The sequence below is a fragment of the Bradyrhizobium sp. Crot121 genome (assembly GCF_059512385.1).
This window is the reverse complement of sequence record NZ_JCAMOR010000015.1, coordinates 97,158-123,646: the sequence shown is the minus strand read 5'-3', so window position 1 is coordinate 123,646 and position 26,489 is coordinate 97,158. Positions and strand designations below refer to the sequence as shown.

Sequence of the window (26,489 nt, the reverse complement as noted above, 5' to 3'; positions counted from 1 at the left end):
GCATATTGATGCAAGCAAATGGTTCGCTCCCGGTGATCCCCTTATACTTCCCGGTACCGCCGGTGATGATATGAGTGCCGCAATCCATCTTCGCCTGGGACTTGTCGAGATCGCGCGTATCGAAGGTCGAGAAAATCTTGTCGCCCTCACTGTCGGCCAGCACGCAGGCACCGTCAATGTACTTCTTGTCGCCGGCGCGACGTTCAGTGCCACGCAACGTGCTCGCAAAGCGCAGCACGTATTGTCAGTTGTCCTGACGTTATTGCGCCATGCGGAATCTACGCGCTGGTCGATCTCTCATCGGATGAAATTACGTCGGAGATGATTGACGCACTTCTGCGTGGCTCGTAGCGTTTGCGGCCTCACGGTGCACACCTCCGAACGTATGGCAATCGTGTCTTCGGGCGACGCAACCTGTTTCCCAGGTGCGTCAGATCACGTAGAATGCAGTTGCCCTTCAGGCGGGACGTGCCGAAATCACCGTCCGGGGCGAACGAGCAGCACTGGCGCCATCGGCAGGCACGCGCTCTTAAGAGACCGTTTTTTTCGGTTCGCACCACCATTCACCACGAACTTTGCGCGCCGCTTTTGCAGCGGCTCGTTGCGCAACGTCGGGAGAAAAGCGATGAGCAAGATCGATCGAAGGTCCGCGCTGGGAATCGGCTTGGCAGCGGCTTCGGCGGCTATGATGAAGCACGCCGCCGCTCAAACCTCGGGCTACAAGGACACCACGCCGTGGCCAGGTGTCGTGGTCCGTGCCTACGACGGTGAGACACCATCCATCATTCCCGGCTTTAAGACCGTCTCAATGCGCGATGTCATTATGCAGCCGGGATCGAAGACGATGGGTCCCCCGATGATGAATGCCATGATCTGTCATATGCCGGAGGGGGAGCTTCGGATTGAACAGGAAGGAAAGACCTTTACGGCCAAGAAAAACTTTGTCTGGACCTGCAACAAGGACACAAAAGAGCAGGCGTACAACGACGGGAATGTGGTCGCGATAATGCGGATCACGGACCTGAAGGCTTAAGGCTCGCTTGTTCGCAAAAGATCAATTGCAGGAGCGGATGGCGCACGAGACGAGGCGCCATCCGCTCGGAGCCGATCACCTCGTCCCGTGTATGAACGCTTGCATCTCCTCCAGGGTAAGCGTGCCATCTCTATTGCTGTCCATCGCCTTGAAAATCCGTTCGTGAGCTGTCTGAAACTCCTGCAGTGAGATGGTCCCATCGCTGTCGGCGTCCATCAAAGCGAACATCATACGCATCATAAAAGGTGGACCCATCGCGCTCCCACCCATCATGCCGCGCCCCATCATATGTCCTCCCATCATGCCGTGCCCCATCATACCGCCTTGTCCCATCGTGCTCGCGCCGTCCTGGCCGGTGGGATGGGATTGCATTTGTTGCTGATCTGGCTGAGGCGTCATTCGGTCCTGTGCAATCGCACCGACAATGCCGTTCGCCAAAATGAGAGCAGATACCGTGAATCCTAGAACGCGCGTGTACATTTCGAGCCTCCTCGGAAACTTGTGTCCCCCGTCACATTAATACCGCACGAGAGATATTGATCCTCTGATCTCGGCTTCGCCGAGGCAGCTGGAGAGGATGGAAAGTGAAGCAGAGCTCGGACGCAAAGCGCCGCGAGAACGTAGACTCATATCCCGACGTTGCTTGACATTTGAGTCAGACCTCACCCCGTCATTGCGAGCGCAGCGAAGCAATCCATGCCTCCACTTGCGGCGCTATGGATTGCTTCGCTGCGCTCGCAATGACAGCGTCGTTCTGGCGAAAGCGGGGACGAAGCCGGAGTGAGAGCCGGCGGGGTAGGGCCTGACGCAGCGATCAACTACCGCGGCGTCGGCTGTGCCACGGTCCCCGGCAGCGCACCGACATCACTTTCGGTGCTGCGATCGGCGGCGAGTTCGCCGGCGGAGACGAGCGCGGTATAGGCGACCGAGCAGATGTGCGAATGGATGCGGCGGAGGTCGCGCAGCACGTCGAGGTGCAGGGACGTCGTCTCGATGGTTTCTGGGCGACCTTCGCGCAGGCGTTCGAGGTGCCGCTCGGTCGCGGCGAACTCGGCACTGCGCAGCGCGGCTTTTTCCGCAACCAGCTTGCGCGCCTCATTGACGTCGCCCGACATGAAGACGCCGAACGCGATCCGGAGCGAGTCCAGCGTGCGCCTGTGGAACGCCTGCAATTCCTCGGTGCCCTCGGGCGAGAACTGCAGCCGGCGCTTGATCTTCTTGGTGGCGAGCTCGCTCAGGTTCTTGTCGATGATGTCGCCGATATGTTCGAGGTTGATCGCAAACGAGATGATCTCCATCGCGCGTTGGCCTTCGCGCTCGTCGAGACTGCCGCGGGTGAGCTTCGTGACATAGAGCTTGATCGCCTCGTCGAGGCTGTCGACGCTGTTGTCCATCCGCGACACCTGGTCGACCAGCACCCGGTCACCCGTCATCATCGCCGCCATCACCTTGCGCAGCATCTCTTCGACGATATCCCCCATGCGCAGTGCTTCGCGCGCGGCGTCGGCGAGCGCAAGCGACGGCGTCTCCAGCGCACTCTCGTCGAGATGGCGCGGCCGGGCCGGATCGGCATCGCGGACGCGCCTAGGCAGCAGCATTCCGAGCAGCCGTGCCAGACTGTCGAGCACGCCAATGAAGAGAACCGCTGTCGCGACGTTGAAAGCGATGTGGAACAGCGCAGTTGCCTTGGCGAGATCGGGCTGGAAAGCGTACAGATGCGCGGCGATCGGACCGAGGAACGGGGCGACCACGAGGATGCCGATGACGCGATTGATGAGATTGCCGAGCGGCAACCGGTAACTCGCCGGATCGTCGCGCCGCGCGCCTTCGAACAGCGGATTGATCGCGCTGCCGAGATTGGCGCCGAGCACCAGCGCGAACGCCGCATAGGGCGTGATGAACTGCGAATAGGCGAGCGACATCACCAGAAGCACGCTGGCGACGCTGGAATGCACCAGCCAGGTGACGACGGCGCCGATGAAGATGCAGAGCACGGGATCGCCGGTGATCGCATTCATGACGACGCGCACGCCGGGCGCATTCTCCGCCGGCGCCAGCGTGTCGAGCAGGATGTGCAGCGCCAGCAGCATCAGTCCGAGCCCGATCGAGACGCGGCCGATATCCTTGATGCGCGAGCGCGGCCCGCTGCGGAACGCGACGAGCCCGATGATGAAGAGGAGCGGGGCGATTGCGGCGATGTTGAACGACAGGATCTGCACGATCAGCGTGGTGCCGACATTGGCACCCAGCATGATTGCCAGCGCCGGAACCAGGCTCACGAGCCCTTCGGATGCAAACGAACTTGTGATCAGGGCGGTGGCGGTCGAGCTCTGAAGCAGGGCGGTGAGGCCGAGGCCCGCGGCGAAAGCGGTGAATCGGTTGTTCAGTGCTTTTGCCAGCAGGATGCGCAGATCCGGCCCGAATGCGCGCAGAATCCCGCTGTGGACCATGTGCAGGCCCCACAGCAGCAGTGCCACGCCACCCATCAGATCGAGGAGAACCATGCTTCCCATGCTCGTCAGTTTCCTGGAAGTCCGGACAAAGGGTCAGGCTATCGCCAAACGACGGCGGATCAACCCATTTGTTCCCAAGGAATGGATGCGGGAGTTCATCTGTGCCAGCGCGCCGTTTGCCCGAGATTACGTCATTTCGAGGAAAAGGCCCGCAGAGCCGGTAAATGGAGTCTGAAGCCGACAGTTCAACTGCGAGCAGTCCCGCTAGCCGGATTCCAACGATTTCTCGCTACAGCAGAAGAACAAACGGGCTAATCAATGAGCAGGGGCCGGGGTCGACATGTTCGTCAATCGACGTAAGAGCGAGCGTCGTCTGTGCAGGAGTCTCGCCAAGATCCAGTTCGGCACCGGCACCCTGCCGCGGGACTGCATGATCACTGATATCTCCGATGGCGGCGTCAAGGTGATCGCCGAATATGCGGAAATTCCCTCTGAGTTCACCATCATCCTGTCGAACGGCAGCCCGCGCCAATGCCGTCTCGCCTGGCGGATCGGCTGCGAGTTCGGCGCACAGTTCGTCGATTAGACTGCAAGTTGTGCGGCTGTCGATGATGCATGTCGTCGGTAGCAACAAAGGCGCGAAGATGGTTCGATATCGGGTCGAACATCCTGTGTAGCGCGCCTCCTTAACCCGGATTTAGGGTTAAGCTGCGAAGCATTCTGGGCAATCGCCGACCGTGGTCAGGGTACATGTCCCAGAAGTTGCTTCACCGATCTTCCGCCGCAAGGCTCCTCGTCGGCGCGGCAGCATCGGCGGCCCTGGTGCTGGCGCTTAGCGGCTGCCAGACCTCCCTCCCTTCCGACATCACGGGATCGCTCGGCGACACGGCCGAGGACAGCCGGCCAAGCGCCGACCCGCGGCGCGACCTTCAGACCTATCACGAGCGCTTCAAGGCCAATCCGAAGGACGCTGCCGCAGCCTTGCAATACGCCAAGGCCCTGCGCGCCACCGGGCAGCGCGCGCAGGCGGTCGCGATCCTCGAGCAGGCCTCGATGGCGCAGCCGAACAACAAGGCGCTGCTCGCCGGCTATGGGCGTGCGCTCGCCGACAACGGCAATTTCCAGCAGGCCTTCGATGTGCTCGGCCGCGCCCACAGCCCGGATGATCCGGATTGGCGGATCCTGTCCGCGCAGGGAGCCGCGCTCGATCAGCTCGACCGCCACGACGAGGCGCGGCAATACTATGCGAGCGCGCTCAAGATCGCACCCGACGAGCCGTCGGTGCTGTCCAATCTCGGGCTGTCCTACGTGCTGTCGAAGGAATTGCCGCTGGCCGAGGAGACGCTGCGCAAAGCCCGCACCCGCGCGCCGAACGATCAGCGGATCAAGGTCAATTTGGCGCTCGCAGTCGGCCTGCAGGGCCGCGCCGGCGAGGCGGAGAGCATCGTGAAGGCGGATGTGCCGCCGGAGGAAGCCGTCGCCAATGTCGCCGCATTGAAGCGTGTGCTGGCCCGCAAGGAAGGACCGCGGGGAGGTACCGAGAAGATCCCAGTGGCGGCGGTCGGCAGCTCCGATTGACGCGCGGTGCCTACTAGGCTGAGGCGCCTTTCGATCGGGCGCCGACCGCGCGCAATTTCTTCATGATCGGTGACAACAGCGAATTGCGCTGGGCCCTTGTGTCGGCGCGCCCGGTCATCCGTTGCGCGATCTGCAGGAACGTCTTGGTGATGCGATGATTGGAGGCGATCTCCGCGATCATCTGGCCGTTATTGGCGGCGGTGCCGAACAGTTTCGAATCGAAAGGAATGGTGGCGATCGGCTGGCTATCGATGGTCTTGGCGAAGGCGCGCACCTCGATCTCCGGCCGCTTGGTCATGCCGACCTGGTTGAGGCAGTAGAGCGGAGGACGGTCGTTGGGCCGCGCCGCCTTCAGCGTGTTCATCATATTCTTGGTGTTGCGCATGTTGGCGAGATCGGGCTCGGCGACGATCAGGATGTCGTCGGCGCCGATCAGGGCGCGGCGGGTCCAGGCGGTCCATTGGTGGGGCACGTCGAGCACGATGCAGGGCGTCGTCATGCGCAAGGTGTCGAAGATGGCATCGAACGCGTCGGCGCCGAAGTCATAGACTTGATCCAGCGTCACCGGCGCCGCCAGCAGGCTGAGATGGTCGGTGCATTTGGCAAGCAGGCGCTCCATCAGTGCGCTGTCCGGGCGCTCCGGCTGGAACACCGCATTGGCGATGCCCTGGACCGGGTCCTGGTTGTAATCGAGGCTGGCCGTGCCGAATGCGAGGTCGAGATCGATCACGACCGAATCAAGCCCGACGTCGCGCGCGATCGCCCAGGCGATGTTATGCGCGACCGTGGACGCGCCGACGCCGCCCTTGGCGCCGCAGACCGCGATCATCCTGCCGACAGTGATTGCATCGGACGCCGAGAACAGGCCGCAGATCGAGCGCACCACGTCGAGCACCTCGACCGGGCCGACCACATAGTCGTTGACGCCGCGGCGCACCAGTTCGCGATAGGGCGCCTTGTCGTCGGCCCTGCCGATCACGACGACGCGGGTGCCGGCGTCACAGACGGCTGCGAGCTCGTCGAGGCCGGCGAGGAAGTCGCTGCCGCTCTCGGTCTCGAGCACGATGACGTTCGGGGTCGGTGCCGTATGATAGGCGTCGATCGCCGCAGCGATGCCGCCCATATGCACCGAGAGGTGCGCCTTGGCGAGACGGCGGTCCTCGCTCGCGGCCTTCACGGTTGTCGCGGTTGCCACCGTCGCGCAGAACGCCTGCACCGACACGCGCGGGGCAGGAGCGATATAGTCGTCGGCATGCGGCGCGGCGTCGGTCTCGTGGTCCGGATGTTGTGCGCGGCTGATCATTTGCCTGTGTCGCTGAGCTTGGCCTTGTCGGCTTCGGGGTAGGTAGTAGTGGTCGAAACACCCTTGCGGTACCTCTCGAACGCCACGTCACGCCGCGGCGAGTAGGCTGGCGTCTCGACGCGGGGCTGCTCGAGGTCGGCGGGATTGTCGATCATCGCCGCCAGGTTGCGCTGGCTCGCGCAACCCAGATTGTAGTACGGCCTGTTCTGGTTGTAGCCGAAATCGTCGATCGAGGGGCCGAGATCCTCCGGCCACAACCCGCAGGGGCCGGCGACCGCGGCGATCTTCGGATAGCTCAGGCGGATCGTCGCCAGCGTGCGCGGATCGTCGGGATGATAGTTGCGCAGCGTGATGGCGCGCGCGGGCACGCCGCCGGCCGCGAGCAGCGAGCGGATTTCCTGATAGGTCGCGCCGGCCGTCCGCGCGTTCGCCGTATCGACGGGCACCTCGGCGATGATCGCGCCGGTGCCTTCGCGGGTCCAGGTTCGCGCCAGTCCCATCACATCGGCGCGCTGCGGGGCGGTCAGACCGGGCCGGCCGTGCCCGACAAAGACGACCATCGAGCGATCGGCCTCGGTGACGGCAATCGGATGCCGCAGACGGTAGTCGTTAGGAACGGTCGCGGTCGTGAGCTCGTCGCCGCCGCTGCGGCAGGCGGCAAGCGCAACCGACACACCGACAAGGGCGCCCAGCCGGTACAAGGTGCGATGGTGATCTGCTCTGCCCGTCATCGTTGCGCCCCCAAGCTCAGTCAATGATGAAGCCGAAATTGGCGGGATAGGCTCCGACCGGCTCGGCGCGGGCCGCCACGCCGTAGATGCGGTTGATGCGGGCGAGCAGCGTCGATTGCGAGTCGGCGGCCGGCGCGAACCCGTCATCGGGCCGCGACAATTCCTTCTGGGCCACCGCACGCACGACATAGGGCGTGACCAGCACCATCAGCTCGGTCTCGTTGTTGACGAAGTCCTGGCTCCTGAACAGCGCGCCGAGGATCGGCAACTGGTCGACGCCGGGCATGCCGTTGATGGCCTGCTTGGTCTTCTGCTGGATCAGGCCGGCCATCGCCATCGAGCCGCCGGAGGGGATCTCCAGCGTGGTCTCTGCGCGGCGGGTGGTGATCGAAGGAATGGTCAGCGACGCGCCGCCCTGGTTCAGCGTGATGGCGTTGTCGGTGGAGAGCTCGGACACTTCCGTCATGACGCGCAGGCTGATCCGGCCCTCGGTCAGCACCACCGGGGTGAAGTTGAGGGAGATGCCGAACTTCTTGAACTGGATCTGGGTCGTGCAGACATGCGTGACCGGATCGCAGGAATAGCCGGCGGGGATCGGAAATTCGCCGCCGGCGATGAAGGTCGCCGATTCCCCGGAGATCGCGGTCAGGTTGGGCTCGGCCAGCGTCCGCGCCACACCCGCGCTTTCCATCGCACGCAAGGTGGCGGTGACGGTCGGGAGGCCCTTGGCGACCGCCGAGACGGCGGCGCCGTTGTCCGCCACCAGCGGGCGGCCAAAGGCCGTGAACGGGGTGGAGTTGTTGAAGTTCACGATCGCCGTGCCGTAGTTCATGTTGGCCGAAAGATCGACGCCCATCTGCTTGACGATGTCGCGCCGCACTTCGGAAACATTGACCTTCAGCATCACCTGGTCGCGGCCGCGCACCGTGATGGAGTTGACGACCTTGTCGGCGCCGCCGACCAGCCGCGCCGCGAGGTCGCCGGCCTGCTGGGCCTCGATCGGAGACGACACCGAGCCGGTCAGGATCACGCCGTCGCCGACCCCTTCGATCTGGATGCCCGGCAGCGTCTGCTTCAGCGCGGCGCGCACGCCGTTGAGATCGCGCTTCACCGCGATGTCATAGGCGGCGACCTGCTGGCCGTCGGCATCGAAGAACACGACGTTGGTCTGCCCGACCGCCGCGCCGATGATGTAGGCACGCTGCGCGGAGCGAACGACTGCGTTGGCGATCTTGGGATCGGCAACCAGCACGTCCTTCACGTCGCGCGGCAGGTCAATGATCACCGATTTGCCGACGCCGAGCGCCAGGAATCGGGTCTTGGCCGGCGAACCCGCAACCGGTTGCGCGCCTTCGGTCTCGGGATCGGCGGCAATGACCGGCGAGAGAGTCAGTGCGGCCGCGGCCGAAAGCAAGAGGATGCGGACCAGCGAAGACCGCACCGCAAATCTGGTTCGACCGCATTTCATGGCAGGCGTCCTTCTCACTTCTGTGTCGTTGTCGAGCTCGGGACGCCGTAGCGAACCACGTTGATGCTCTGGCCCCGCTTCGGGGGCTGATCTTGTGAGGCGTTGTCGGCCACGTTGACGTCGGCGATGCTGCGTAGCGCGAGCGACAGGACGCCGGATTGGCGCGACCGCGCCAGCGTCTCGGTCTGCTCGGGCTTCAATTCAAGCGTGACGGTCTTGCCGAGCAGGGAATTGGCACCGTCTTTTTCTTTCGGCGCCTGGTCGATGGCGAGCACGCGGATATTGCTCAGGATGATCTCCGAACGGACGAGATCCGCGCTGTGCTGGTCCGGGTTCTTCTCGCGCCTGCTGAGGATGACGTCGACGCGGTCGTTCGGCAGGATGAAGCCGCCGGCAGCAGTCTCTGCCGAGATTTCCGTCGAGACGGCGCGGCTGCCTGAGGGCAGGATTGCCGCCATGAAGCCCGATCCGTCCGCCTTGACGAGCTTCTGCTCCCGGATCGGCTCGCCGGCGATGAGCGGCGCGCGCGCGATCGAGCCGATCACGTCCTTGATGGCATCTGGCCTGTTGTTACGGCGGATGAAATTGTTGCTTGCGGTCGCAGCCGGCCAGGCCTGCCATTGCAGGTTCTCCTGCTTGACCGACTGGCCGAGGCCGATGTCGGACTGCGCGACCAGAACTTCGACGGTCGCCAGTTGCTGCGCGACCGGCGCGGCCGGACCAGGCTTGGTCTCGAACTGGGGAACCAAATAGACCACGCCACCGCCAGCACCAAGCGCGATGGTCAGTACGACGATCTGTGCGGTCTTCATACGCTTGACTGCTTACGCTTACCCCAGACTGCCAACGCAGCACGGCGATGGCAGCCCAACCCGGGAGCATGACTAAGGCAGCAAAGGTGTAAGGGAACTTGATGAGCGGGATGATTTGCCTGACGAGGATTGGAGTTCTTCGTCATGGTGAACGCGCGGTTATTTGGCCGCGCCGAAAGCCCGCAAAATTCCGGTACTTGCGCGCTTACATCGCCGCCTTGAGCGCCGCAAAGCCACGATCGAGATCGGCCTTGAGGTCGTCGATGCTCTCGAGGCCGATATGGAGCCGCAGCGTCGGACCGCCCGGCGCCCATTTGGTAGCCGTGCGATAGTCGCTGCAGTCGAAGGGGATAACCAGGCTTTCGAACCCGCCCCAGGAATAGCCCATGCCGAACAGCTTGACGGTGTCGAGCAGGGCGTCGACTGCTTTCTGTGGGGCCGGCTTCAGCACGATGCTGAACAGCCCGGAAGCGCCGGTGAAATCGCGCTTCCAGATCGCGTGGCCGGGATCGGTTTCGATCGCGGGGTGCAGCACCCGCGCCACTTCCGGACGTGCCTGCAGCCAGCGCGCCATCTCCAGCCCCGAACGATAGTGCTGCGCGAGCCGGACCGAGAGCGTGCGGAGGCCGCGCAGCGCCAGATAGACATCATCAGGCCCGGCGCAGACGCCGAGCAGGCGGATGCCCTCGGCGAGCAGTGGCCACGCCTGGGCATTCGCCGAAATGGTGCCGAACATGATGTCGGAGTGCCCGCCGATATATTTGGTCGCGGCCTGGATGCTGATGTCGACGCCTTGCTCCAGCGAGCGGTGATAGAGCGGCGTTGCCCAGGTGTTGTCGTCGATCACGAGCGCGCCCCGCGCATGCGTGACGGCAGCGATGGCAGGAATGTCAGGCATCTCGAAGGATTGCGAGCCGGGCGCTTCGACCAGCACCGCGCGGGTGTTCGGCTTGAACAGCGCTTCGATGCCGGCACCGATCAGCGGATCGAAATAGGTGGTCTCCACCCCGTAGCGCGCCAGCATGCCGTTGCAGAAATTGCGCGAGGGGCGATAGACGTTGTCGCAGACTAGGAGATGGTCGCCAGCCTTGAGCACCGACAATAGTGCCGTGCTGATCGCCGCGAGGCCGGACGGCGCGAGTCCGACGCCGGCGCATTGCGGCCCCTCCAGCCCCATCAGCACGTCCTGCAGCGCCCGCGTCGTCGGCGTGCCGTGGCGGCCATACTGATACTCACCGCGATGGGCATGGAGGTCGTCCGCGGTCGGATAGAGCACGGTGGAACCGTGGACAACCGGCGGATTGACGAAGCCCTTCTGGGCCTCGGTGTCCCGGCCCGCGGTCACCAGGCGGGTTTCGGGCTGTTGTGGGGGGACCGGTCCGTCGTTGGAAAAGCTCATGCGCTCGCCGTTAAAGACTTTTTGCCGCAGCAGCCATGACGCGTCGGAAGAAGCGGGCCTGGGCCGGGTTTTTAATAACAGGACAGGGAAGAGCTACGTCAACCCCTTGACCCGGCTCGCCAGTCACTATGTGATGCCCCCAACTTCTAGTCGCCGCACGTTGAGGGGCCTGCCGCGACCTTCGATCCAACGCTTGGCTGATTGGCACGCAAGATGCAGGCCAGATCGGCGATTCGCTGGGGATCATCGGTCGGTCCGTTAACGTTTGAGGCGACCGCACGCAAACCTTCCCGGACGACCCCTTGAAAGGCCCTGCCATGAAACGCGTATCGCTGGTTCTCACTCTTGCCCTTGCCGCCGGCCTCTCGGCGCAGGGCGCTTCGGCGCAAACTCTTAAGACGGTCAAGGACCGGGGCATGCTGTCCTGCGGGGTCAGCCAGGGCCTGCCCGGATTCTCGTCCCCCGACGACAAGGGGAACTGGACCGGACTTGATGTGGATGTCTGCCGCGCAATCGCGGCGGCGATCTTCAACGATGGCACCAAGGTCAAGTTCGTGCCGCTGTCGGCGAAAGACCGCTTTACCGCGCTGCAGTCCGGCGAGATCGACGTGCTCTCGCGCAACACCACCTGGACGCTGTCGCGCGATACCTCGCTCGGCGCCAACTTCACCGGCGTGACCTATTATGACGGGCAGGGCTTCCTGGTGAAGAAGTCGCTGAAGGTCAATTCAGCGCTGGAGTTGAACAGCGCCTCGGTTTGCGTGCAGACCGGGACCACGACTGAGCAGAACCTCGCCGACTACTTCAAGGGCAACAACATGAAGTATGAGGTGATCGCGTTCGCCTCAGCCGACGAGACGGTGAAGGCCTATGAATCCGGCCGCTGTGACGTCTTCACGTCCGACGTCTCCCAGCTTTATGCCGAGCGCCTGAAACTCGCCAATCCCGCCGACCACGTCGTGCTGCCTGAGGTGATCTCCAAGGAGCCGCTCGGCCCGATGGTCCGCCACGGCGACGACCAGTGGTTCGACATCGTGAAATGGACGCTGTTTGCGATGGTCGATGCCGAGGAGCTCGGCGTCACCCAGAAGAATGTCGACGAGATGGCCAAATCCGACAAGCCGGAGCTGAAGCGCGCCTTCGGCACCGACGGCAATCTCGGCGAACAGCTCGGCCTGACCAAGGACTGGTTCGCACGGATCGTGAAGGCGACCGGCAATTACGGCGAGGCGTTCGATCGCAACGTCGGCGCGGGCTCGAAGCTCGGCATCGCCCGCGGCCTCAACAACCTCTGGAACAAGGGCGGTATCCAATACGCGCCGCCGATCCGCTGATCCGACAGGCGTGCGGCGATGGCCATCGAGCCCCGGAAACCACCGTCGCAGTTTGTGCTCAAGCTGCAACGTGCGCTTGGCGGCCGTGCAGGGTGGGGAGGATTCGTCCTCCAGCTCCTGTTCGTCGCAGTGCTCGCCTGGATTGCCTATGAGATCGTAGCCAATGCGCGCGCCAACCTGCAGGCGCAGCGGATCACCGCGGGCTTTGGCTTCCTGCAGAACACCGCCGGCTTTGACGTCAGCCAGAACCTGATCCCGTATACGGGCTCGGACACTTATACGCGTGTCTTCTTCGTCGGACTGCTCAATACGCTGCTGGTCTCGGTGATCGGCATCTTCTTCGCCACCGTGATCGGCTTCATGGTGGCGCTCGGGCGGCTGTCGCCGAACTGGCTATTGTCGCGGATTTCCGGCGCCTATGTCGAACTGGTGCGCAATCTGCCGATCTTGTTCCAGATCCTGTTTTGGTATCTGGCGGTGCTCGCGGCCCTGCCCAGTCCGCGGCAGAGCGTCTCCGTGTTCGGGATGTTCTTCCTCAACAACCGCGGCCTGGTGATTCCGAGGCCGATCGGCAATCCCGGCTTCGAGCCGTTTGTCGTCGCGGTCTTGGTTGCGATCGTGGCGGCGCTGGTGCTTTGGCGCTACGCGCGGCGGCAGCTCTACCAGTATGGCAGGATGATCACGATCTGGCCCTACCTGCTCGGCCTCCTGATCGGGCTGCCGCTGGTGACGTCGCTGATCTTCGGCGCGCCCGTGACCTTCGAGATGCCGGTGCTGAGGGGCTTCAATTTCGCCGGCGGCGCGCGCCTGATTCCGGAGTTCGTGGCGCTGACGCTCGCGCTGTCGACCTACACCGCCGCTTTCATCGCCGAGATCGTGCGCGCCGGCATCCTGTCCGTGCACAAGGGGCAGATGGAGGCCGGCTCCTCCCTCGGGCTGCACCGCGGAGAGGTGCTGCGGCTGATCGTAATCCCGCAGGCGATGCGCGTGATCCTGCCGCCGCTCACCAACCAGTATCTCAACCTCACCAAGAACTCCTCGCTCGCGGTCGCGATCGGCTATCCCGACCTGGTGTCGGTGTTCGCCGGAACGACGCTCAGCCAGACCGGCCAGGCGATCGAGATCATCGGCATCACCATGGGCGTCTATCTCCTGATCTCGCTGGTGACGAGCGCGATCATGAGCTTCTATGGCTGGCGGATCAGTCGGAGCATGGGCTGATGAGCGATATCGTCGTTTCCAATTTCGTCCGCGAGGAGCTCGTTCCGGAGCGGCCGGCACCGGTGAGGACCACGGGTCTCGTGGGCTTCCTGCGCACCCGGCTGTTCAATTCGCCGACCAACATCCTGATCACGATCGTCAGCGTGCTCCTGCTGTGGTTCGTGCTCGTCCCCACGGTCAAATTCTTGTTTGTGGATGCGGTCTGGACCGGCAAGGACCGCGCCGCGTGCTTGGCCGAGAATGCCGGGCATCCGGTCGGCGCCTGCTGGCCGTTCATCCACGCCAAGCTCAGCCAGTTTATCTATGGATTCTATCCGGAGCCGGAGCGCTGGCGGGTCAACCTGACGTTCTTCCTGGCGGCTGTGCTGCTATTGCCGCTGTTGATTCCTCGGCTCCCGGCCAAGGGCATCAATGCCAGCCTGTTCTTCCTGGCTTTTCCGGTGGTGGCGTTCTTCCTGCTGCGTGGCGGCGGGCTCGATGGTTTTGCCGTGAGCTGGGTCACGTCGCTATTGTCGGGCTTCAACGACAGCATCGGCGACGGCGGGCGTAAGCTCGCGGCGGCTGGCGAAGCCTCCGCCGTGATCGGGCCGGCGCTCTGGGGACTCGGAAAGCTGATCGTCCTGATCAGCACGGTGATCTCCTGGGTGCTGTTGCCCCTGCAATGGCTGCGCGACCAGATCCAGAGCGGCGGTCAGCCGGTCTGGACTGATTTTGCGCTCACTGCCGCGATCGTCTCGCTGCTGCTGTTCTTCCTCGGCGGCGGCTTCCGCACCGGCTGGCGGCCGCTGGCCGTCAGTCTCGCGACCTTCGCCGGGATTGGTCTGGTGATAGCCGTCATGAAGCTCGACCGCGGCGGCTTCCCCGTGGTCGACACCAGGCTATGGGGCGGCTTGCTGGTGACGCTGGTCGTTTCGGTGACGGGCATCGTCACTTCGATGCCGGTCGGCATTGCGCTGGCGCTCGGCCGACGTTCGACCATTCCCTTGATCCGTATCTTCTCGATCGCCTTCATCGAGTTCTGGCGCGGCGTGCCGCTGATCACGGTGCTGTTCTTTGCGACCTACATGCTGCCGCTGTTCGTGCCGACCGGCTTCACCATCGACGGTCTGGTGCGCGCGCTGATCGGCATTGCGCTGTTCGCCGGCGCCTATCAGGCCGAGGTCATCAGGGGTGGGCTGCAGGCGATCCCGCGCGGGCAGGGGGAGGCGGCAAGCGCGCTCGGCCTGTCCTGGTGGAAGACGACGGCGCTGATCGTCCTGCCGCAGGCGCTGCGCCATGTCATTCCCGGCCTCGTCAACAGCTTCATCGCGCTGTTCAAGGACACCTCGCTGGTGTCGATCGTCGCGCTGTTCGACCTGCTCGGCCAGTTGCGCGCTTCCTTCAGCGATCCTACGTGGGCGACGCCGACCACGGCTTTCACCGGCTTTGCCTTCACCGGGCTGATCTATTTCGTCTTCTGTTTCGGCATGTCGCGCTATTCTCTGTTCGTCGAGAACAGGCTGAACGCGCACCGGCGCAACTGAGTAAATTCACCATGAGTTCGAATCCGATCGTCAGCATCAAGGGCCTCAACAAGTGGTACGGCGAGTTCCACGTGCTGCGCGACATCAATCTCGAAGTGGCCCGCGGCGAGCGCATCGTGATCTGCGGCCCTTCGGGCTCCGGCAAGTCGACGCTGATCCGCTGCATCAACGCGTTGGAGGAGTTTCAGGAAGGCGAGATCATCGTCGATGGCATCGAGCTTGGCCCGAACTTGCGGCGCGTCGACGAGGTCCGGCGCGAGGTCGGCATGGTGTTCCAGAGCTTCAACCTGTTCCCGCATCTGACGGTGCTCGAAAACTGCACGCTGGCGCCGATCTGGGTACGCAACATCCCGAAGAAGGACGCGGAGGCCTCCGCGATGAAGTTTCTGGAGCGGGTGAAAATCCCGCATCAGGCCAGCAAATATCCGGGCCAGATGTCCGGCGGCCAGCAGCAGCGCGTCGCGATCGCGCGTGCGCTCACGATGAATCCGAAGGTCATGCTGTTCGACGAGCCGACCTCGGCGCTCGATCCGGAAATGGTGAAGGAAGTCCTGGACACCATGGTCGACCTCGCCAAGGAAGGCATGACCATGCTGGTCGTCACCCACGAGATGGGATTTGCCCGCGAGGTCGCCGACCGCGTCATCTTCATGGACGCCGGCCAGATCATCGAGTCGAACACGCCGAAGGAATTCTTCGCTCATCCGCAGCACGCGCGGACGAAGCTGTTCCTCAGTCAGATTTTACGGTGACTGTCTCCCTCATGGTGAGGAGCGCGCGATAGCGCGCGTCTCGAACCATAGAGCCCGTGGCCCATCCTTCGAGACGCGGCCTTGCGGCCACTCCTCAAGATGAGGTTCGCGAGTGTTGCCAAGTCTTAGACAAACGGCACGTCGATCTTGGTGCGCTTCTCGAGCCATGCAGGCATCGGCAGGTTCTTCGAGCGCATGAAATCCGGATTGAAGAGCTTGGACTGATAGCGGTTGCCGGAGTCGGCGAGAATCGTGACGATCGTCTTGCCGGGCCCGAGCTGCTTTGCCAGGTGGATCGCGCCGGCGATGTTGATGCCGGTCGAACCGCCGAGGCAGAGGCCCTCATGCTCCAGGAGTTCGTAAATCACGGTGACCGCTTCTTCGTCGGAAATCAGGAAGGCGTCATCGACCTTGGCGGTCTCGATGATGGACGTGACGCGGCCAAGACCGATGCCCTCGGTGATCGAGTCGCCCGGCGTCGATTTGGCTTCGCCATGCTTGAACAGTTCGTACATCGCAAAGCCGTGCGGATCGGCGCAGGCAGTGACGATGGCGTTGTTCTTTTCCTTCAAATAGCGGCTGGTGCCGGCGAGCGTGCCACCGGTACCGACCGAGCAGATGAAACCGTCGACCTTGCCGCCGGTCTGCTGCCAGATCTCCGGGCCGGTCGAGTCGTAGTGCGCCTTGGCATTGTCGAGGTTGTTCCACTGGTCGGCGAACAACACGCCGTTCGGCTCGGTCTTGCGAAGTTCGTCAGCCAGCCGTTTGCCGACATGCTGATAGTTGTTCGGATTGGAGTAGGGCAGCTGCGGCACCTCGATCAATTCGGCACCGCATAGCCGCAGCATGTCCTTCTTTTCCCGGCTCTGGGTTTCCGGGATCAGGATCAGGGTCCGGTAGCCGCGGGCGCTGGCGACAACCGCAAGCCCGATGCCGGTATTGCCGGCGGTCGATTCCACCACCAGCCCGCCCGGCTTGAGCGCGCCACGTTTCTCGGCCTCCAGGATCATCCATTTGCCGGCGCGGTCCTTGACCGACTGACCGGGATTCATGAACTCGGCCTTGCCCAGGATGGTGCATCCGGTCAGCTCGGAGGCACGCTTCAGCTTGATGAGCGGCGTATTGCCGATGGCTTCGACGACGTCGTTGTTGATTGTCATGTCGGGGGTATTCTTTGCCGGTTATTTCGCTCCCGACTGACCCTAGTGCGGGGGCGGCAAAAGGGAAAGGCCCTTGCGCCGCGGTGCGCGACGGCCCGAATCGACCCACCGGTCCGCGGCAATCTGCCTCGCGACTCTCGGTCCGCGAAATGGGCCGCCGGATGGCGTCGGAGCATTGGGGATTTGGGGCAACAGGCGCTCGGAAATCCCCATGAAATCTTCGTAAGATTCCGGCAGCTTCCGGTGCCGACGAAATTGAAGTAAGGCCCGTAACATAAGGACAACTTGCTATTCGGCGGTTCCCTGGTTGAACTTGGCCGGAGTGTCTCGTCGGGTTGGCAGGACTGTCCGCTTGCCATGCCCTCGGAGTAGTATGACGGCGCGGTTCCATTGGAAGCATCACTCCGTGAACGTTCGACAGACCATCCCCCAACGCGTTGCGAACTCATCGCGACTTGATTCGGCGCGCGGAGGAGAACGGAGGTGACCCAACGCATCCGGGGGGCTGCTGTCAGCGCACGGCCGCGCGCGCCTGTGCCAAGCCTGCGAGGCGTGTTGCGCATGTTTGCGGGTTTTGTGATTGCCGCGAGTTCGGCCGGCTGCATCCTAACCAAGGATATTCCCGATCCCGCGCTGGATATTCCCGGCGGCTACAAGGCGGCGCGGCCGGCAAAGGCCTCCGACGCGCCGCCGACGCTCGACTGGTGGCGCGGCTTTCGCTCGACGGAACTAACGACGCTGATGGAAGAAGCCCAGCGGGTCAATCTGGACATTGCGGCGGCAGTGGCGCGTTTCAAGCAAGCGGACGCGCAGGCGCGGATTGCCGGCGCGGCCTTGCTGCCGACGCTCTCCGGCTCTGGGTCCGAGACGTATTCACGTACCTCCGGCTCGAGCGCGAGTGGCCTCAGCATCGGCGGGCGCGAGGTGGTCAATTACAACGCCTCGCTTGCCGCGAGCTATCAGCTCGATTTCTGGGGCCAGAACCGCGATGCCGCGCAGGCGGCCGAAGAGACCGCGGTCGCCAGCCGCTTCGACCGTGAGGTGGTGGCGCTGACCACGCTGACCGCCGTTGCCAACGCCTATTTCCAGGTGCTGACGTCGCAGGATCGAATTCGCACCGCCCAGCGCAACATCGCCAGCGCCGAGCGTGTCCTCAACGCGATCAAGGATCGCTTCAAGGCCGGCACCGGCACCGATCTCGATGTCGCGCAGCAGGAGAGCCTGGTGGCCAATCAGCGCGCGCTGGTGCCGCCGCTGCGGCAGACCCTCGACCAGAACATCAATGCGCTGGCGACACTGGTGTCGCGGCCGCCGGAGAGCGTGCGCGTCACCGGCGGCTCGCTCAACAACATCGCCATTCCCCGGGTGACGCCGGGCTTGCCGTCGGCATTGCTGACGCAGCGTCCCGACATCAGGCGACAGGAGGCGCAGCTCGCCGCCGCCACCGCCAATGTCGGTAGCGCCCGCGCGCAGTTCTTTCCGAGCATCCAGTTGACCGGACAAGGCGGCTATCAGAGTTCGGCGCTGTCGGCACTATTCCAGCCGCATGCCGCCTTCTTCAGCCTGGTCGGCGGCGCGACGCAGCCGATCTTCGACGGCGGGCGGATCCTCGGCAATTTCGAGTTGACGCAGGCGCAGCAGGAAGAACTGCTGCAAACCTATCGCAGGACAGTGGTGCAATCCTTCGCCGACGTCGACAACGCGCTGGTGGCGATCCGCGAGACCACGATCCGGCTGAAGCTGCAGCGTGACGTCGTGGCGTCGTCACAGCGGGCATTCCAACTGGCCGAACAGCAGTTGCGGGCTGGAACTGCTGACATCGTAACTGTGCTACAGACTCAACAGACTCTGTTCCAGGCCGAGGACGCGCTGTGGCAGGCGCAACTGGCGCGGCTGCAGGCGATCATCAGCCTGTATCAGGCCCTGGGCGGCGGCTGGGAGCCAAAGGTGGAGAGATCGGTCGATGCTCTTTAAGCCGGAAGCAAAGGACAACGCGAAGGCTGCGGAGGTGAAGAAGCAGAGCCTGTTGCCGCGCCTGCTCAAGCGGATGGTATCGCTGATCATTGCCGCCGTGATCCTCGGCGGCCTCAGCTATATCGGCTGGCTCGCCTGGCAGCCGAAGAGCGGCGGTCACAACCCCAACGCCCGGCCGGACCTGCCGGTGCCGGTGCTGGCGGCCATGCCGCGCGTGCAGGACGTGCCGGTCTATCTGGACGGCGTCGGCTCGGTGCGTGCGCTGAATACCGTTACGGTTCGCTCGCAGGTCGACGGCAAGCTGATCAAGGTGAACTTTGTCGAGGGGCAGGACGTCAAGAAGGACGACGTGCTCGCCGAAATCGATCCCGCGATCTATCAGGCCCAGTACGATCAGGCCGTCGCCAAGAAGGCGCAGGATGAGGCGCTGCTCGCCAATCAGCGGCTCGACCTCGCCCGCTACCAGCAGCTCGCCCAAACCAACGCGGGTTCGAAGCAGCAAGCTGATACCCAGAAGGCGGTGGTTGCGCAGCAGGAAGCGCTGGTGAAGGCCGATCAGGCCGCGATCGACAACGCGGCGGCGACGCTGAGCTACACCAAGGTCATTGCGCCAATCTCAGGGCGCGCGGGCCTCCGCCAGGTCGACCAGGGCAACATCATTCATGCCTCCGACACCACCGGCCTCGTTGTGCTCACCCAGTTGCAGCCGATCGCGGTGTGGTTCAGCCTGCCGCAGCAGCAGATCGTGCGGGTGAATGCCGCCGCCGGCCAGGGCACGCTCGCGGTCGACGTGTTCGGCAATGACGGCGTGACTGTGATCGATACCGGCAAACTGACCGGCATCGACAATCAGGTCGACCCGACCACCGGTACGCTGAAACTGAAGGCGGAATTTCCCAACGGCAATTTCCAGCTCTGGCCCGGCCAATTCGTCAATGTGCGGCTGAAAGTCGAGACGCTGCCGAAGGCGATCGTGGTGCCGACCTCGGCCGTGCAACGCGGGCCAGCCGGAACCTTCAGCTATGTGATCGGCGAGGACAATATCGCCACTGCAAAACCAGTGACGGTTATTCAGCAGAACGAGCATGACGCCGTGATCGGCAAGGGGATCACGGCCTCCGACCGCGTCGTCACCACGGGGTTTGCCAATCTCGCCGATGGATCGAAAGTCATCATCGGCAAGGACGATGCCGCGCCGACCGCCGATCTCGCGCCGCGCAAGCGCAGCCGCAGCCCGGATGCCAAGAACGGCCAGGCCAAGGATGGTCAACCCAAGGACGGTCAAGCGAAGGACGGCGAGCATCGTTCGCGGCGCGAGCGCACGCAGGGCGAAGGCGATCAGAAGAGCTCGAGCGGGGCAGCAACGGGGGGTGAAACGTCAGGCGGCGCAGCGAAGTCGCAGCCGTGACGCAACGACTATCCCAGAGCATGATCCGGAAAAGTGGAAACCGGTTTTCCGAAAAGATCATGCTCCAGCAAAGAGATCACTTCGCAAGGACGAGTACGCAAAGCCATGGGCGTCTCTGAACCGTTCATCCGCCGGCCGATCGCGACCTCGCTGCTCGGGATCGCGCTTTTGATCGGCGGTGCTCTCGGCTATTTCGCGCTGCCGGTCTCGGCGCTGCCGCAGGTCGATTTCCCGACAGTGCAAGTGTCGACGCAACTGCCGGGCGCCAGCCCCGACGTCATCGCCTCCCTGATTACGGCACCGCTCGAACGCCAGCTCGGACAAATCCCGTCGCTGTCATCGATGAACTCGACCAGCTCGTTCGGCGTCAGCCAGATCTCGCTGCAGTTCGATCTCAACCGCGACATCGATGGCGCGACCCAGGACGTCCAGGCCGCGATCAATGCCGCCGCGGGGGTATTGCCGAAGAACCTTCCGTACCCGCCCGTCTACGCCAAGGTAAATCCAGCGGATGCGCCGGTCATGACGCTGGCGCTGACGTCGGAGACGATCTCGCTGCGTGCGATGAGCGACCTCGCCGACACCATCCTCGGCCAGCGGCTGAGCCAAATTTCGGGCGTCGGCCGCGTCGCCGTATTGGGCGGGCTGAAACCGGCGGTGCGGGTGCAGGCCGATCTGGCGCGGCTTGCAGCCTATGGCATCTCGATGGAGGACCTGCGCAACGCGATTGCCGGCGCCAACGTCTCGGGCCCGAAGGGATCGCTCGACGGCGCGCAGCAGGCCTATACGATCGCCGCCAATGACCAGATCGCGGTGGCGGAAGCCTACAAGCCCATCATCATCGCCTATCGCAACGGCTCGCCGGTGACGATCGGCGACGTGGCCGTGATCGTGGATGGGCTCGAGAACGACCGCACCGGCGGTTGGTATCAGGGCACACCGGCTGTTATTATCGACATCCAGCGCCAACCCGGCGCCAATGTCATCGAGGTCGTCCGCCAGATCCGCGACGAGATCCCGCGGCTGCAGCGGCTGATTCCGGCCGGCGTCAACCTGACCGTCGTCAGCGATCGCACCGTCACCATCCGCGCCTCCGTACGCGACGTGCAGTTCACGCTGATCCTGAGTGTCGTGCTGGTGACGCTGGTCGTGCTGCTGTTCCTGCGGTCACTGCGCGCCACGCTGATCGCGGGCGTCGCGCTGCCGTTGTCGCTGATCACGAGCTTCGGCATCATGTATTTTGCCGGCTTCAGCCTCGACAATCTGTCGCTGATGGCGCTGACGATCGGCACCGGATTCGTGGTCGACGACGCCATCGTGATGATCGAGAACATCGTCCGCCACATGGAGGAGGGCGAGTCGGTGATGGAAGCGGCGCTCAAGGGCGCGAGCGAGATCGGCTTCACCGTGATCTCGCTGACGCTGTCGTTGATCGCGGTCTTCATTCCGCTGCTGTTCATGTCCGGGCTGGTCGGGCGCATGTTCCGCGAGTTTGCGCTGACGCTGACGATCGCGGTCGTGACCTCGGCGGTGGTCTCGCTGACGCTGACGCCGATGATGTGCTCGCGGCTCTTGAAGCGCGTCGACGAGGAATTCGTGCTGCCGGGCCTTGGCGCCATCAGCCGCTTCATCGACCGCATGGTCGAGTTCTACCATCGCACGCTGTTGTGGGTACTGCAGCGCCAGCGCGCGACGCTGCTGGTGACCTTCGCCACCATCGCGCTCACGCTGTTCATGTATGTGATCGCGCCGAAGGGCTTCCTGCCGCTCCAGGACACGTCCTCGATCACTGCGGTAACCGAGGCCGGCCCGGACGTCTCTTTCGCTGAAATGCAGGCGCGACAGAGCAAGGCGGCGGACCTGATCAAGTCGGACCCGGACGTGACCGGCGTGGTTTCCGTGATCGGCGCCGGTTCGGTCAACCCGACCACCAATGTCGGCCGGCTGGTGATGACGCTCAAGCCGCTCGGCGAGCGGCGCGACGACATTTCGAAGGTGGTGGCGCGGCTGAAGCAGAAGACGGCCCTGATCCCCGGCATGACCATCTATTTCCAGCCGGTGCAGGACGTGCAGATTTCGACACAGTCGAGCCGGTCGCAGTACCAGTACACGCTGAACGGCACGGACGCGAAGGAAGTCTCGCGCTGGGCGGGCAAGCTGGTCGCCGAGATGCGGCGTGATCCGATGTTCCGCGACGTGTCGTCGGAGGCGCAGGAGGCCGGCCTGCGGGCGGCACTCGATATCAATCGTCAGCGCGCCGGCCAGCTTGGCGTCAGCCTGCAGGCCGTCAACGATACCCTGAACGACGCGTTCGCGCAGCGGCAGATTTCGACCATTTACGGGCAGGCCAACCAGTACCGCGTCGTGCTGGAGGCGCTGCCGATGTATCAGCGCGATCCGTCGATTCTCGACAAGCTGTATTTGCCCGGCGTGAACGGCGCGCAGGTGCCGTTGTCGGCGGTGGCGACGCTGACGCGTACCACGGCGCCGCTTGCCATCTCGCACCAGGCGCAATTCCCGGCGGTGTCGCTCAGCTTCAACCTCGCGCCCGGCGAGGCACTCGGCGATGCTGTTGCAGCGGTGAAGACGATCGAAACCCGGATCGGCATGCCCAACAGCATCGTCGGAGTCTATACCGGCGACGCCGCGGAATTTTCCAGATCGCTCGCGGGCCAGCCCTGGCTGATCCTCGCCGCGATCATCACCATCTACATCGTGCTGGGCGTGCTTTATGAGAGCTACATCCACCCGATCACGATCCTGTCGACGCTGCCCTCGGCGGGCGTCGGCGCCATCCTGGCGCTGATGCTGTTCGGGCAGGACCTTTCGGTCATCGGCCTGATCGGCATCATTCTCCTGATGGGCATCGTCAAGAAGAACGCGATCATGATGATCGATTTCGCGCTGGACGCGGAGCGCCATCGGGGCATGTCGCCCTACGACGCGATCGTGCAGGCCTGCCTGTTGCGCTTCCGGCCGATCATGATGACGACATTGGCGGCGCTGTTCGGCGCGCTGCCGCTCGCGATTGAAAGCGGCACCGGCGCGGAGCTGCGCTTTCCGCTCGGCATTTCCATCATCGGCGGCCTCCTGCTCAGCCAGTTGCTGACGCTCTACACGACGCCCGTGATCTACCTCGCGCTCGACCGGCTGAACCGCAGGATCGAGCACGCGCTACCGGACCCGGGTCCGCAAGGCCCGCCGGTCGCGGGAGCGACCGAGGGCATGCAGTGATGGCGTCGATCTCGATCTCGGAGCCCTTCATTCGTCGTCCGGTCGGCACCACGCTGATGGCGATCGGGCTGTTCCTGATCGGGATCGTTGCGTATGGGTTCCTGCCGGTGGCGTCGGTTCCGAACGTCGATTTTCCGATGATCAGGGTGTTCGCGTCGCGGCCGGGCGCCGACCCTTCGGTGATGGCTGCGACGGTGGCGGCGCCGCTGGAGCGCCGGCTCGGCGAGATCGCGGACGTGGAGCAGATCACGTCGGTGAGCTCGCTCGGCAGCACCAGCATCCAGGTGCAGTTCGCGATCGGACGCAACATTGATCGCGCTGCGCGCGACGTGCAGGCGGCAATCAACGCCTCGATGGCGGATCTGCCGACCGACCTGCCGACATTGCCGATCTTCAGGAAGGCCAATCCAGCGGCGGCGCCGGTATTCGTGCTGGCGCTGACATCGAAGACGATGTCGACCAGCGCGATGTACGACGTCGCGGATACCGTGCTCGCCCAGCGCATCTCGCAAGTGCCGGGAGTGGGCGAGGTCACGGTCTCGGGCGCCGATCAGCCGGCGGTGCGGATCTCGCTCAATCCGGTCGCGCTGTCGAATGCCGGCATTGCTACCGAGGACGTCCGCCAGGCCATCGTCAACGCCAATCCGCTCGGACCGGTCGGCATCTTCAATGGCGGCCGCCAGAGCGAGACGCTCTCGATCAATCCGCAGATGCGGACCGCCGCCGAGTTCCGCAACATCCTGATCAAGAGCTCGAGCGGCAATTTCGTCCGCCTGTCGGATGTCGCCGAGATCGAAGACAGCGTACGCAACGTCCGCTCGGTCGCCTGGTTCAACAAGCAGCCGGCGGTCCTGATCCAGATCACCAAGCAGGGCGATGCCAACGTCATCGATACCGTCGACCGGGTGACGGCGATGCTGCCGGAGCTGAAGCAGTGGATTCCCGCCGGTCTTGAGATTTCCACCCTCGTCGACCGCACCGGCACCATCCGCGCCAGCGTGCTCGACATGCAACTGACGCTGCTTGCCACCGCCGGGCTGGTCATGGTGGTGGTGTTCGTGTTCCTGCGCCGCTTGACGCCGACGATTGCGGCGGGCGTCTCGGTGCCGCTGGCGCTGGCGGGCACGTGCGCCGGCATGTGGCTCGCCGGGTTCTCGATCGACAATCTGTCACTGATGGCGCTGGCGATCTCGGTCGGCTTCGTGGTCGACGATGCGATCGTGATGATCGAGAACATGTACCGCAATCTCGAGCAGGGCATGGCGCCTTATCCGGCGGCGCTGGAGGGGGCCAAGCAGATCGGCTTCACCGTGGTTTCGATCTCGCTGTCGCTGATCGCCGCCTTCACGCCCCTGATTTTCATGGACGGTATCGTCGGACGGCTGCTCCGCGAATTCTCGCTGACCCTGACCTTCGCCATCCTGGTCTCGACCCTGGTGTCGCTGACGATCACCCCGATGATCTGCGCGCACTACATCAAGGAAGCGACCTCCGCCCGCGCCACCTGGTTCGACCGCCTGATCGAGGGAACTCTGTCGCGCATCGTGCGCTTCTATACGTGGACGCTGCGCGGCGTGCTCGATTTTCCGTTCCTGACCTTGCTCGTGTTCTTTGCCACCATCGCGCTGACCGTGACGCTCTACATTAAGACGCCGAAGGGCTATTTTCCGACCGACGACAGCGGCTTCGTCATCGGCGCGACGCGGGCATCGGCTGACACCTCGTTCCAGGCCATGCTCAAGCTGCAGCAACAGGTGGCCGACATCGTGATGGCCGATCCCGCGGTCGCCGGCATCGGCTCATCGCTCGGGAGCGGCGGGATGGGCGGCGGCGCCAGCCGTGGCACCATGTTCATCAGCCTGAAATCGCCGGAGGAGCGGGGGGGAGTTTCGACACAGCTTGTGATCGATCGCCTGCGCCGCAACCTGTTCATGGTGCCGGGGATCCGCCTGTTCATGTTCGCGGCTCAGGACGTCCGCGCCGGCGGGCGACAGAGCGATTCCGACTACCAGTACACGCTCTCGAGCGCCGATCTCGATTTGTTGCAGAAGTGGGCGCCGATCGTCGCCAAGCGCATGGAGACCGTCGAAGGTATCACCGACGTCTCCAGCGATCGCGACCCCGGCGGATTGCAGCTCAACCTGGTGATCGACCGCAAGACTGCCTCAAGCCTCGGCGTCCGTGTGCAGGATATCGACAACGCGCTCAACAACGCTTTCTCGCAGCGGCAGATCTCGATCGTCTATACCCAGCGCAACCAATACATGGTGGTGCTGGAGATCGATCCGAAATTCCAGACCGATCCGTCCAATCTCGAGCGAATCTACGTGGCCGGCGCCAACGGCGCCCAGGTGCCCTTGTCGGCTGTGGTCCACTATCAGCGAGGGCTGGCGCCGCTCGCCGTCTATCACACGCAGTCCTTCCCCTCGACCACGGTATCGTTCAATCTGCTGCCGAACGTGCCGCTGGAGCAGGCGACGTCGAATATCCAGCGCGCGGTGGATGAATTGCATATGCCCGAAGGCATCCGTGGCAGCTTTGACGGCAACGCCGGCGACTTCAACAAGACCAGCGGAAGGCAGCCGCTCCTGATCCTGGGGGCGCTGGTCGCGATGTATATCGTGCTCGGGGTGCTCTATGAGAGCCTGGCCCATCCGCTCACGATCATCTCGACCTTGCCCTCCGCAGGGCTGGGCGCGCTGCTGGCTCTGCAACTGACCGGTACGCCCCTGACCGTGATCGCCTTTGTCGGCATCATCCTCTTGATCGGCATCGTCAAGAAGAACGGCATCATGATGGTCGATTTCGCGCTGGACGCCGAGCGGCAGCGCGGCCTGTCCTCGGCGGACGCGATCTTCGAGGCCTGCAGCGCAAGGTTCCGGCCGATCCTGATGACGACCATGGCGGCGCTGTTTGCCGGCATTCCGCTGGTGCTCGCCACCGGTCCCGGGACGGAGCTGCGCCGGCCGCTCGGCATCACCATCATCGGCGGCCTGTTCGTTTCGCAGATCCTGACGCTCTACACCACGCCGGTGATTTACCTGTTGATCGACCGGTTGCGGCGGCGCGCCGAACCTGCCGCGCTGGCAGCGCCCGCGGAATAGTT

Annotated in this window: 20 protein-coding genes; 12 read left to right on the top strand and 8 right to left on the bottom strand. The window is 63.9% G+C overall.

Features of this window, described 5'->3' with window-relative positions:
• The first annotated feature begins 70 nt into the window (after positions 1-70).
• Together AC5ZGW_RS16105 and AC5ZGW_RS16100 are read left to right on the top strand one after the other, a co-directional pair.
• Complete coding sequence (locus tag AC5ZGW_RS16105; protein ID WP_165435060.1) at positions 71-325, top strand: hypothetical protein; 255 nt, start codon at positions 71-73, stop codon at positions 323-325.
• Positions 326-625: 300 nt separating this feature from the next.
• A complete protein-coding gene (locus AC5ZGW_RS16100) occupies positions 626-1,033 on the top strand; it encodes a hypothetical protein (RefSeq protein WP_130223492.1) in 408 nt (135 codons plus the stop codon).
• A 75-nt stretch (positions 1,034-1,108) separates the two neighbouring features.
• Here AC5ZGW_RS16100 and AC5ZGW_RS16095 read toward each other — a convergent pair whose 3' ends face one another.
• Together AC5ZGW_RS16095 and AC5ZGW_RS16090 are read right to left on the bottom strand one after the other, a co-directional pair.
• Positions 1,109-1,513, bottom strand: coding sequence for an EF-hand domain-containing protein (locus tag AC5ZGW_RS16095; protein ID WP_130223490.1), 405 nt, complete (start codon positions 1,511-1,513; stop codon positions 1,109-1,111).
• A gap of 338 nt (positions 1,514-1,851) precedes the next feature.
• Positions 1,852-3,546 carry a Na/Pi cotransporter family protein gene (locus AC5ZGW_RS16090; protein ID WP_130223488.1) on the bottom strand — a complete coding sequence of 565 codons (1,695 nt, stop codon included), beginning with the start codon at positions 3,544-3,546 and terminating at the stop codon, positions 1,852-1,854.
• Positions 3,547-3,826: 280 nt separating this feature from the next.
• Here AC5ZGW_RS16090 and AC5ZGW_RS16085 point away from each other — a divergent pair, with 280 nt between their 5' ends.
• Together AC5ZGW_RS16085 and AC5ZGW_RS16080 are read left to right on the top strand one after the other, a co-directional pair.
• On the top strand, positions 3,827-4,072 hold the full coding sequence (locus AC5ZGW_RS16085; protein WP_028166833.1) for a PilZ domain-containing protein: 246 nt from the start codon (positions 3,827-3,829) through the stop codon (positions 4,070-4,072).
• A 164-nt stretch (positions 4,073-4,236) separates the two neighbouring features.
• Positions 4,237-5,064: a tetratricopeptide repeat protein gene (locus tag AC5ZGW_RS16080; protein ID WP_130223486.1), complete on the top strand. Its 828-nt coding sequence runs from the start codon at positions 4,237-4,239 to the stop codon at positions 5,062-5,064.
• Positions 5,065-5,077: 13 nt separating this feature from the next.
• Here the strand turns inward: AC5ZGW_RS16080 and AC5ZGW_RS16075 are convergent, their stop codons facing one another.
• The 5 genes from AC5ZGW_RS16075 to metC all read right to left on the bottom strand — a co-directional run bounded on the left by AC5ZGW_RS16075 (position 5,078) and on the right by metC (position 10,777).
• Positions 5,078-6,367 carry a CpaE/TadZ family protein gene (locus tag AC5ZGW_RS16075; protein ID WP_130223484.1) on the bottom strand — a complete coding sequence of 430 codons (1,290 nt, stop codon included), beginning with the start codon at positions 6,365-6,367 and terminating at the stop codon, positions 5,078-5,080.
• Positions 6,364-7,098, bottom strand: coding sequence for a CpaD family pilus assembly protein (locus AC5ZGW_RS16070; RefSeq protein ID WP_130223482.1), 735 nt, complete (start codon positions 7,096-7,098; stop codon positions 6,364-6,366). Before AC5ZGW_RS16070 ends, AC5ZGW_RS16075 begins: the two co-directional genes overlap by 4 nt.
• Before the next feature lie 16 nt (positions 7,099-7,114).
• Positions 7,115-8,566, bottom strand: a complete 1,452-nt coding sequence (locus tag AC5ZGW_RS16065; protein ID WP_130223480.1) for a type II and III secretion system protein family protein — start codon at positions 8,564-8,566, stop codon at positions 7,115-7,117.
• Positions 8,567-8,580: 14 nt separating this feature from the next.
• The gene (gene cpaB / locus AC5ZGW_RS16060) at positions 8,581-9,378 is read right to left on the bottom strand and encodes a Flp pilus assembly protein CpaB (protein ID WP_130223478.1); all 798 of its coding nucleotides are present in this window, start codon (positions 9,376-9,378) and stop codon (positions 8,581-8,583) included.
• A 205-nt stretch (positions 9,379-9,583) separates the two neighbouring features.
• On the bottom strand, positions 9,584-10,777 hold the full coding sequence (gene metC, locus AC5ZGW_RS16055) for a cystathionine beta-lyase (protein WP_130223476.1): 1,194 nt from the start codon (positions 10,775-10,777) through the stop codon (positions 9,584-9,586).
• A gap of 317 nt (positions 10,778-11,094) precedes the next feature.
• Between metC and AC5ZGW_RS16050 the strand changes: the two genes are divergently transcribed.
• The 4 genes from AC5ZGW_RS16050 to AC5ZGW_RS16035 are packed head-to-tail and all read left to right on the top strand — an operon-like array spanning position 11,095 to position 15,607.
• Positions 11,095-12,111 (top strand): amino acid ABC transporter substrate-binding protein, encoded by a 1,017-nt coding sequence (locus AC5ZGW_RS16050; protein WP_028166840.1) that lies wholly within the window; start codon positions 11,095-11,097, stop codon positions 12,109-12,111.
• 18 nt (positions 12,112-12,129) lie between these two features.
• A complete protein-coding gene (locus AC5ZGW_RS16045) occupies positions 12,130-13,332 on the top strand; it encodes an amino acid ABC transporter permease (RefSeq protein WP_130223474.1) in 1,203 nt (400 codons plus the stop codon).
• The gene (locus AC5ZGW_RS16040; RefSeq protein WP_130223472.1) at positions 13,332-14,855 is read left to right on the top strand and encodes an amino acid ABC transporter permease; all 1,524 of its coding nucleotides are present in this window, start codon (positions 13,332-13,334) and stop codon (positions 14,853-14,855) included. The genes AC5ZGW_RS16045 and AC5ZGW_RS16040 overlap by 1 nt, the downstream gene beginning before the upstream one ends.
• Before the next feature lie 11 nt (positions 14,856-14,866).
• A complete protein-coding gene (locus AC5ZGW_RS16035; RefSeq protein ID WP_130223470.1) occupies positions 14,867-15,607 on the top strand; it encodes an amino acid ABC transporter ATP-binding protein in 741 nt (246 codons plus the stop codon).
• 125 nt (positions 15,608-15,732) lie between these two features.
• On the opposite strand, the gene AC5ZGW_RS16030 is transcribed toward AC5ZGW_RS16035, so the two are convergent.
• Positions 15,733-16,767, bottom strand: coding sequence for a cysteine synthase A (locus AC5ZGW_RS16030; RefSeq protein ID WP_130223468.1), 1,035 nt, complete (start codon positions 16,765-16,767; stop codon positions 15,733-15,735).
• A gap of 561 nt (positions 16,768-17,328) precedes the next feature.
• On the opposite strand from AC5ZGW_RS16030, the gene AC5ZGW_RS16025 reads away from it, so the two are divergent.
• The 4 genes from AC5ZGW_RS16025 (at position 17,329) to AC5ZGW_RS16010 (ending at position 26,487) form a co-directional block, all read left to right on the top strand.
• The gene (locus tag AC5ZGW_RS16025; protein ID WP_130223548.1) at positions 17,329-18,741 is read left to right on the top strand and encodes an efflux transporter outer membrane subunit; all 1,413 of its coding nucleotides are present in this window, start codon (positions 17,329-17,331) and stop codon (positions 18,739-18,741) included.
• The gene (locus AC5ZGW_RS16020) at positions 18,731-20,149 is read left to right on the top strand and encodes an efflux RND transporter periplasmic adaptor subunit (protein ID WP_130223466.1); all 1,419 of its coding nucleotides are present in this window, start codon (positions 18,731-18,733) and stop codon (positions 20,147-20,149) included. Before AC5ZGW_RS16025 ends, AC5ZGW_RS16020 begins: the two co-directional genes overlap by 11 nt.
• Positions 20,150-20,254: 105 nt before the next feature.
• Positions 20,255-23,383 (top strand): efflux RND transporter permease subunit, encoded by a 3,129-nt coding sequence (locus tag AC5ZGW_RS16015; RefSeq protein WP_130223464.1) that lies wholly within the window; start codon positions 20,255-20,257, stop codon positions 23,381-23,383.
• Positions 23,383-26,487, top strand: a complete 3,105-nt coding sequence (locus tag AC5ZGW_RS16010) for an efflux RND transporter permease subunit (RefSeq protein WP_130223462.1) — start codon at positions 23,383-23,385, stop codon at positions 26,485-26,487. Before AC5ZGW_RS16015 ends, AC5ZGW_RS16010 begins: the two co-directional genes overlap by 1 nt.
• Positions 26,488-26,489 lie beyond the last annotated feature (2 nt).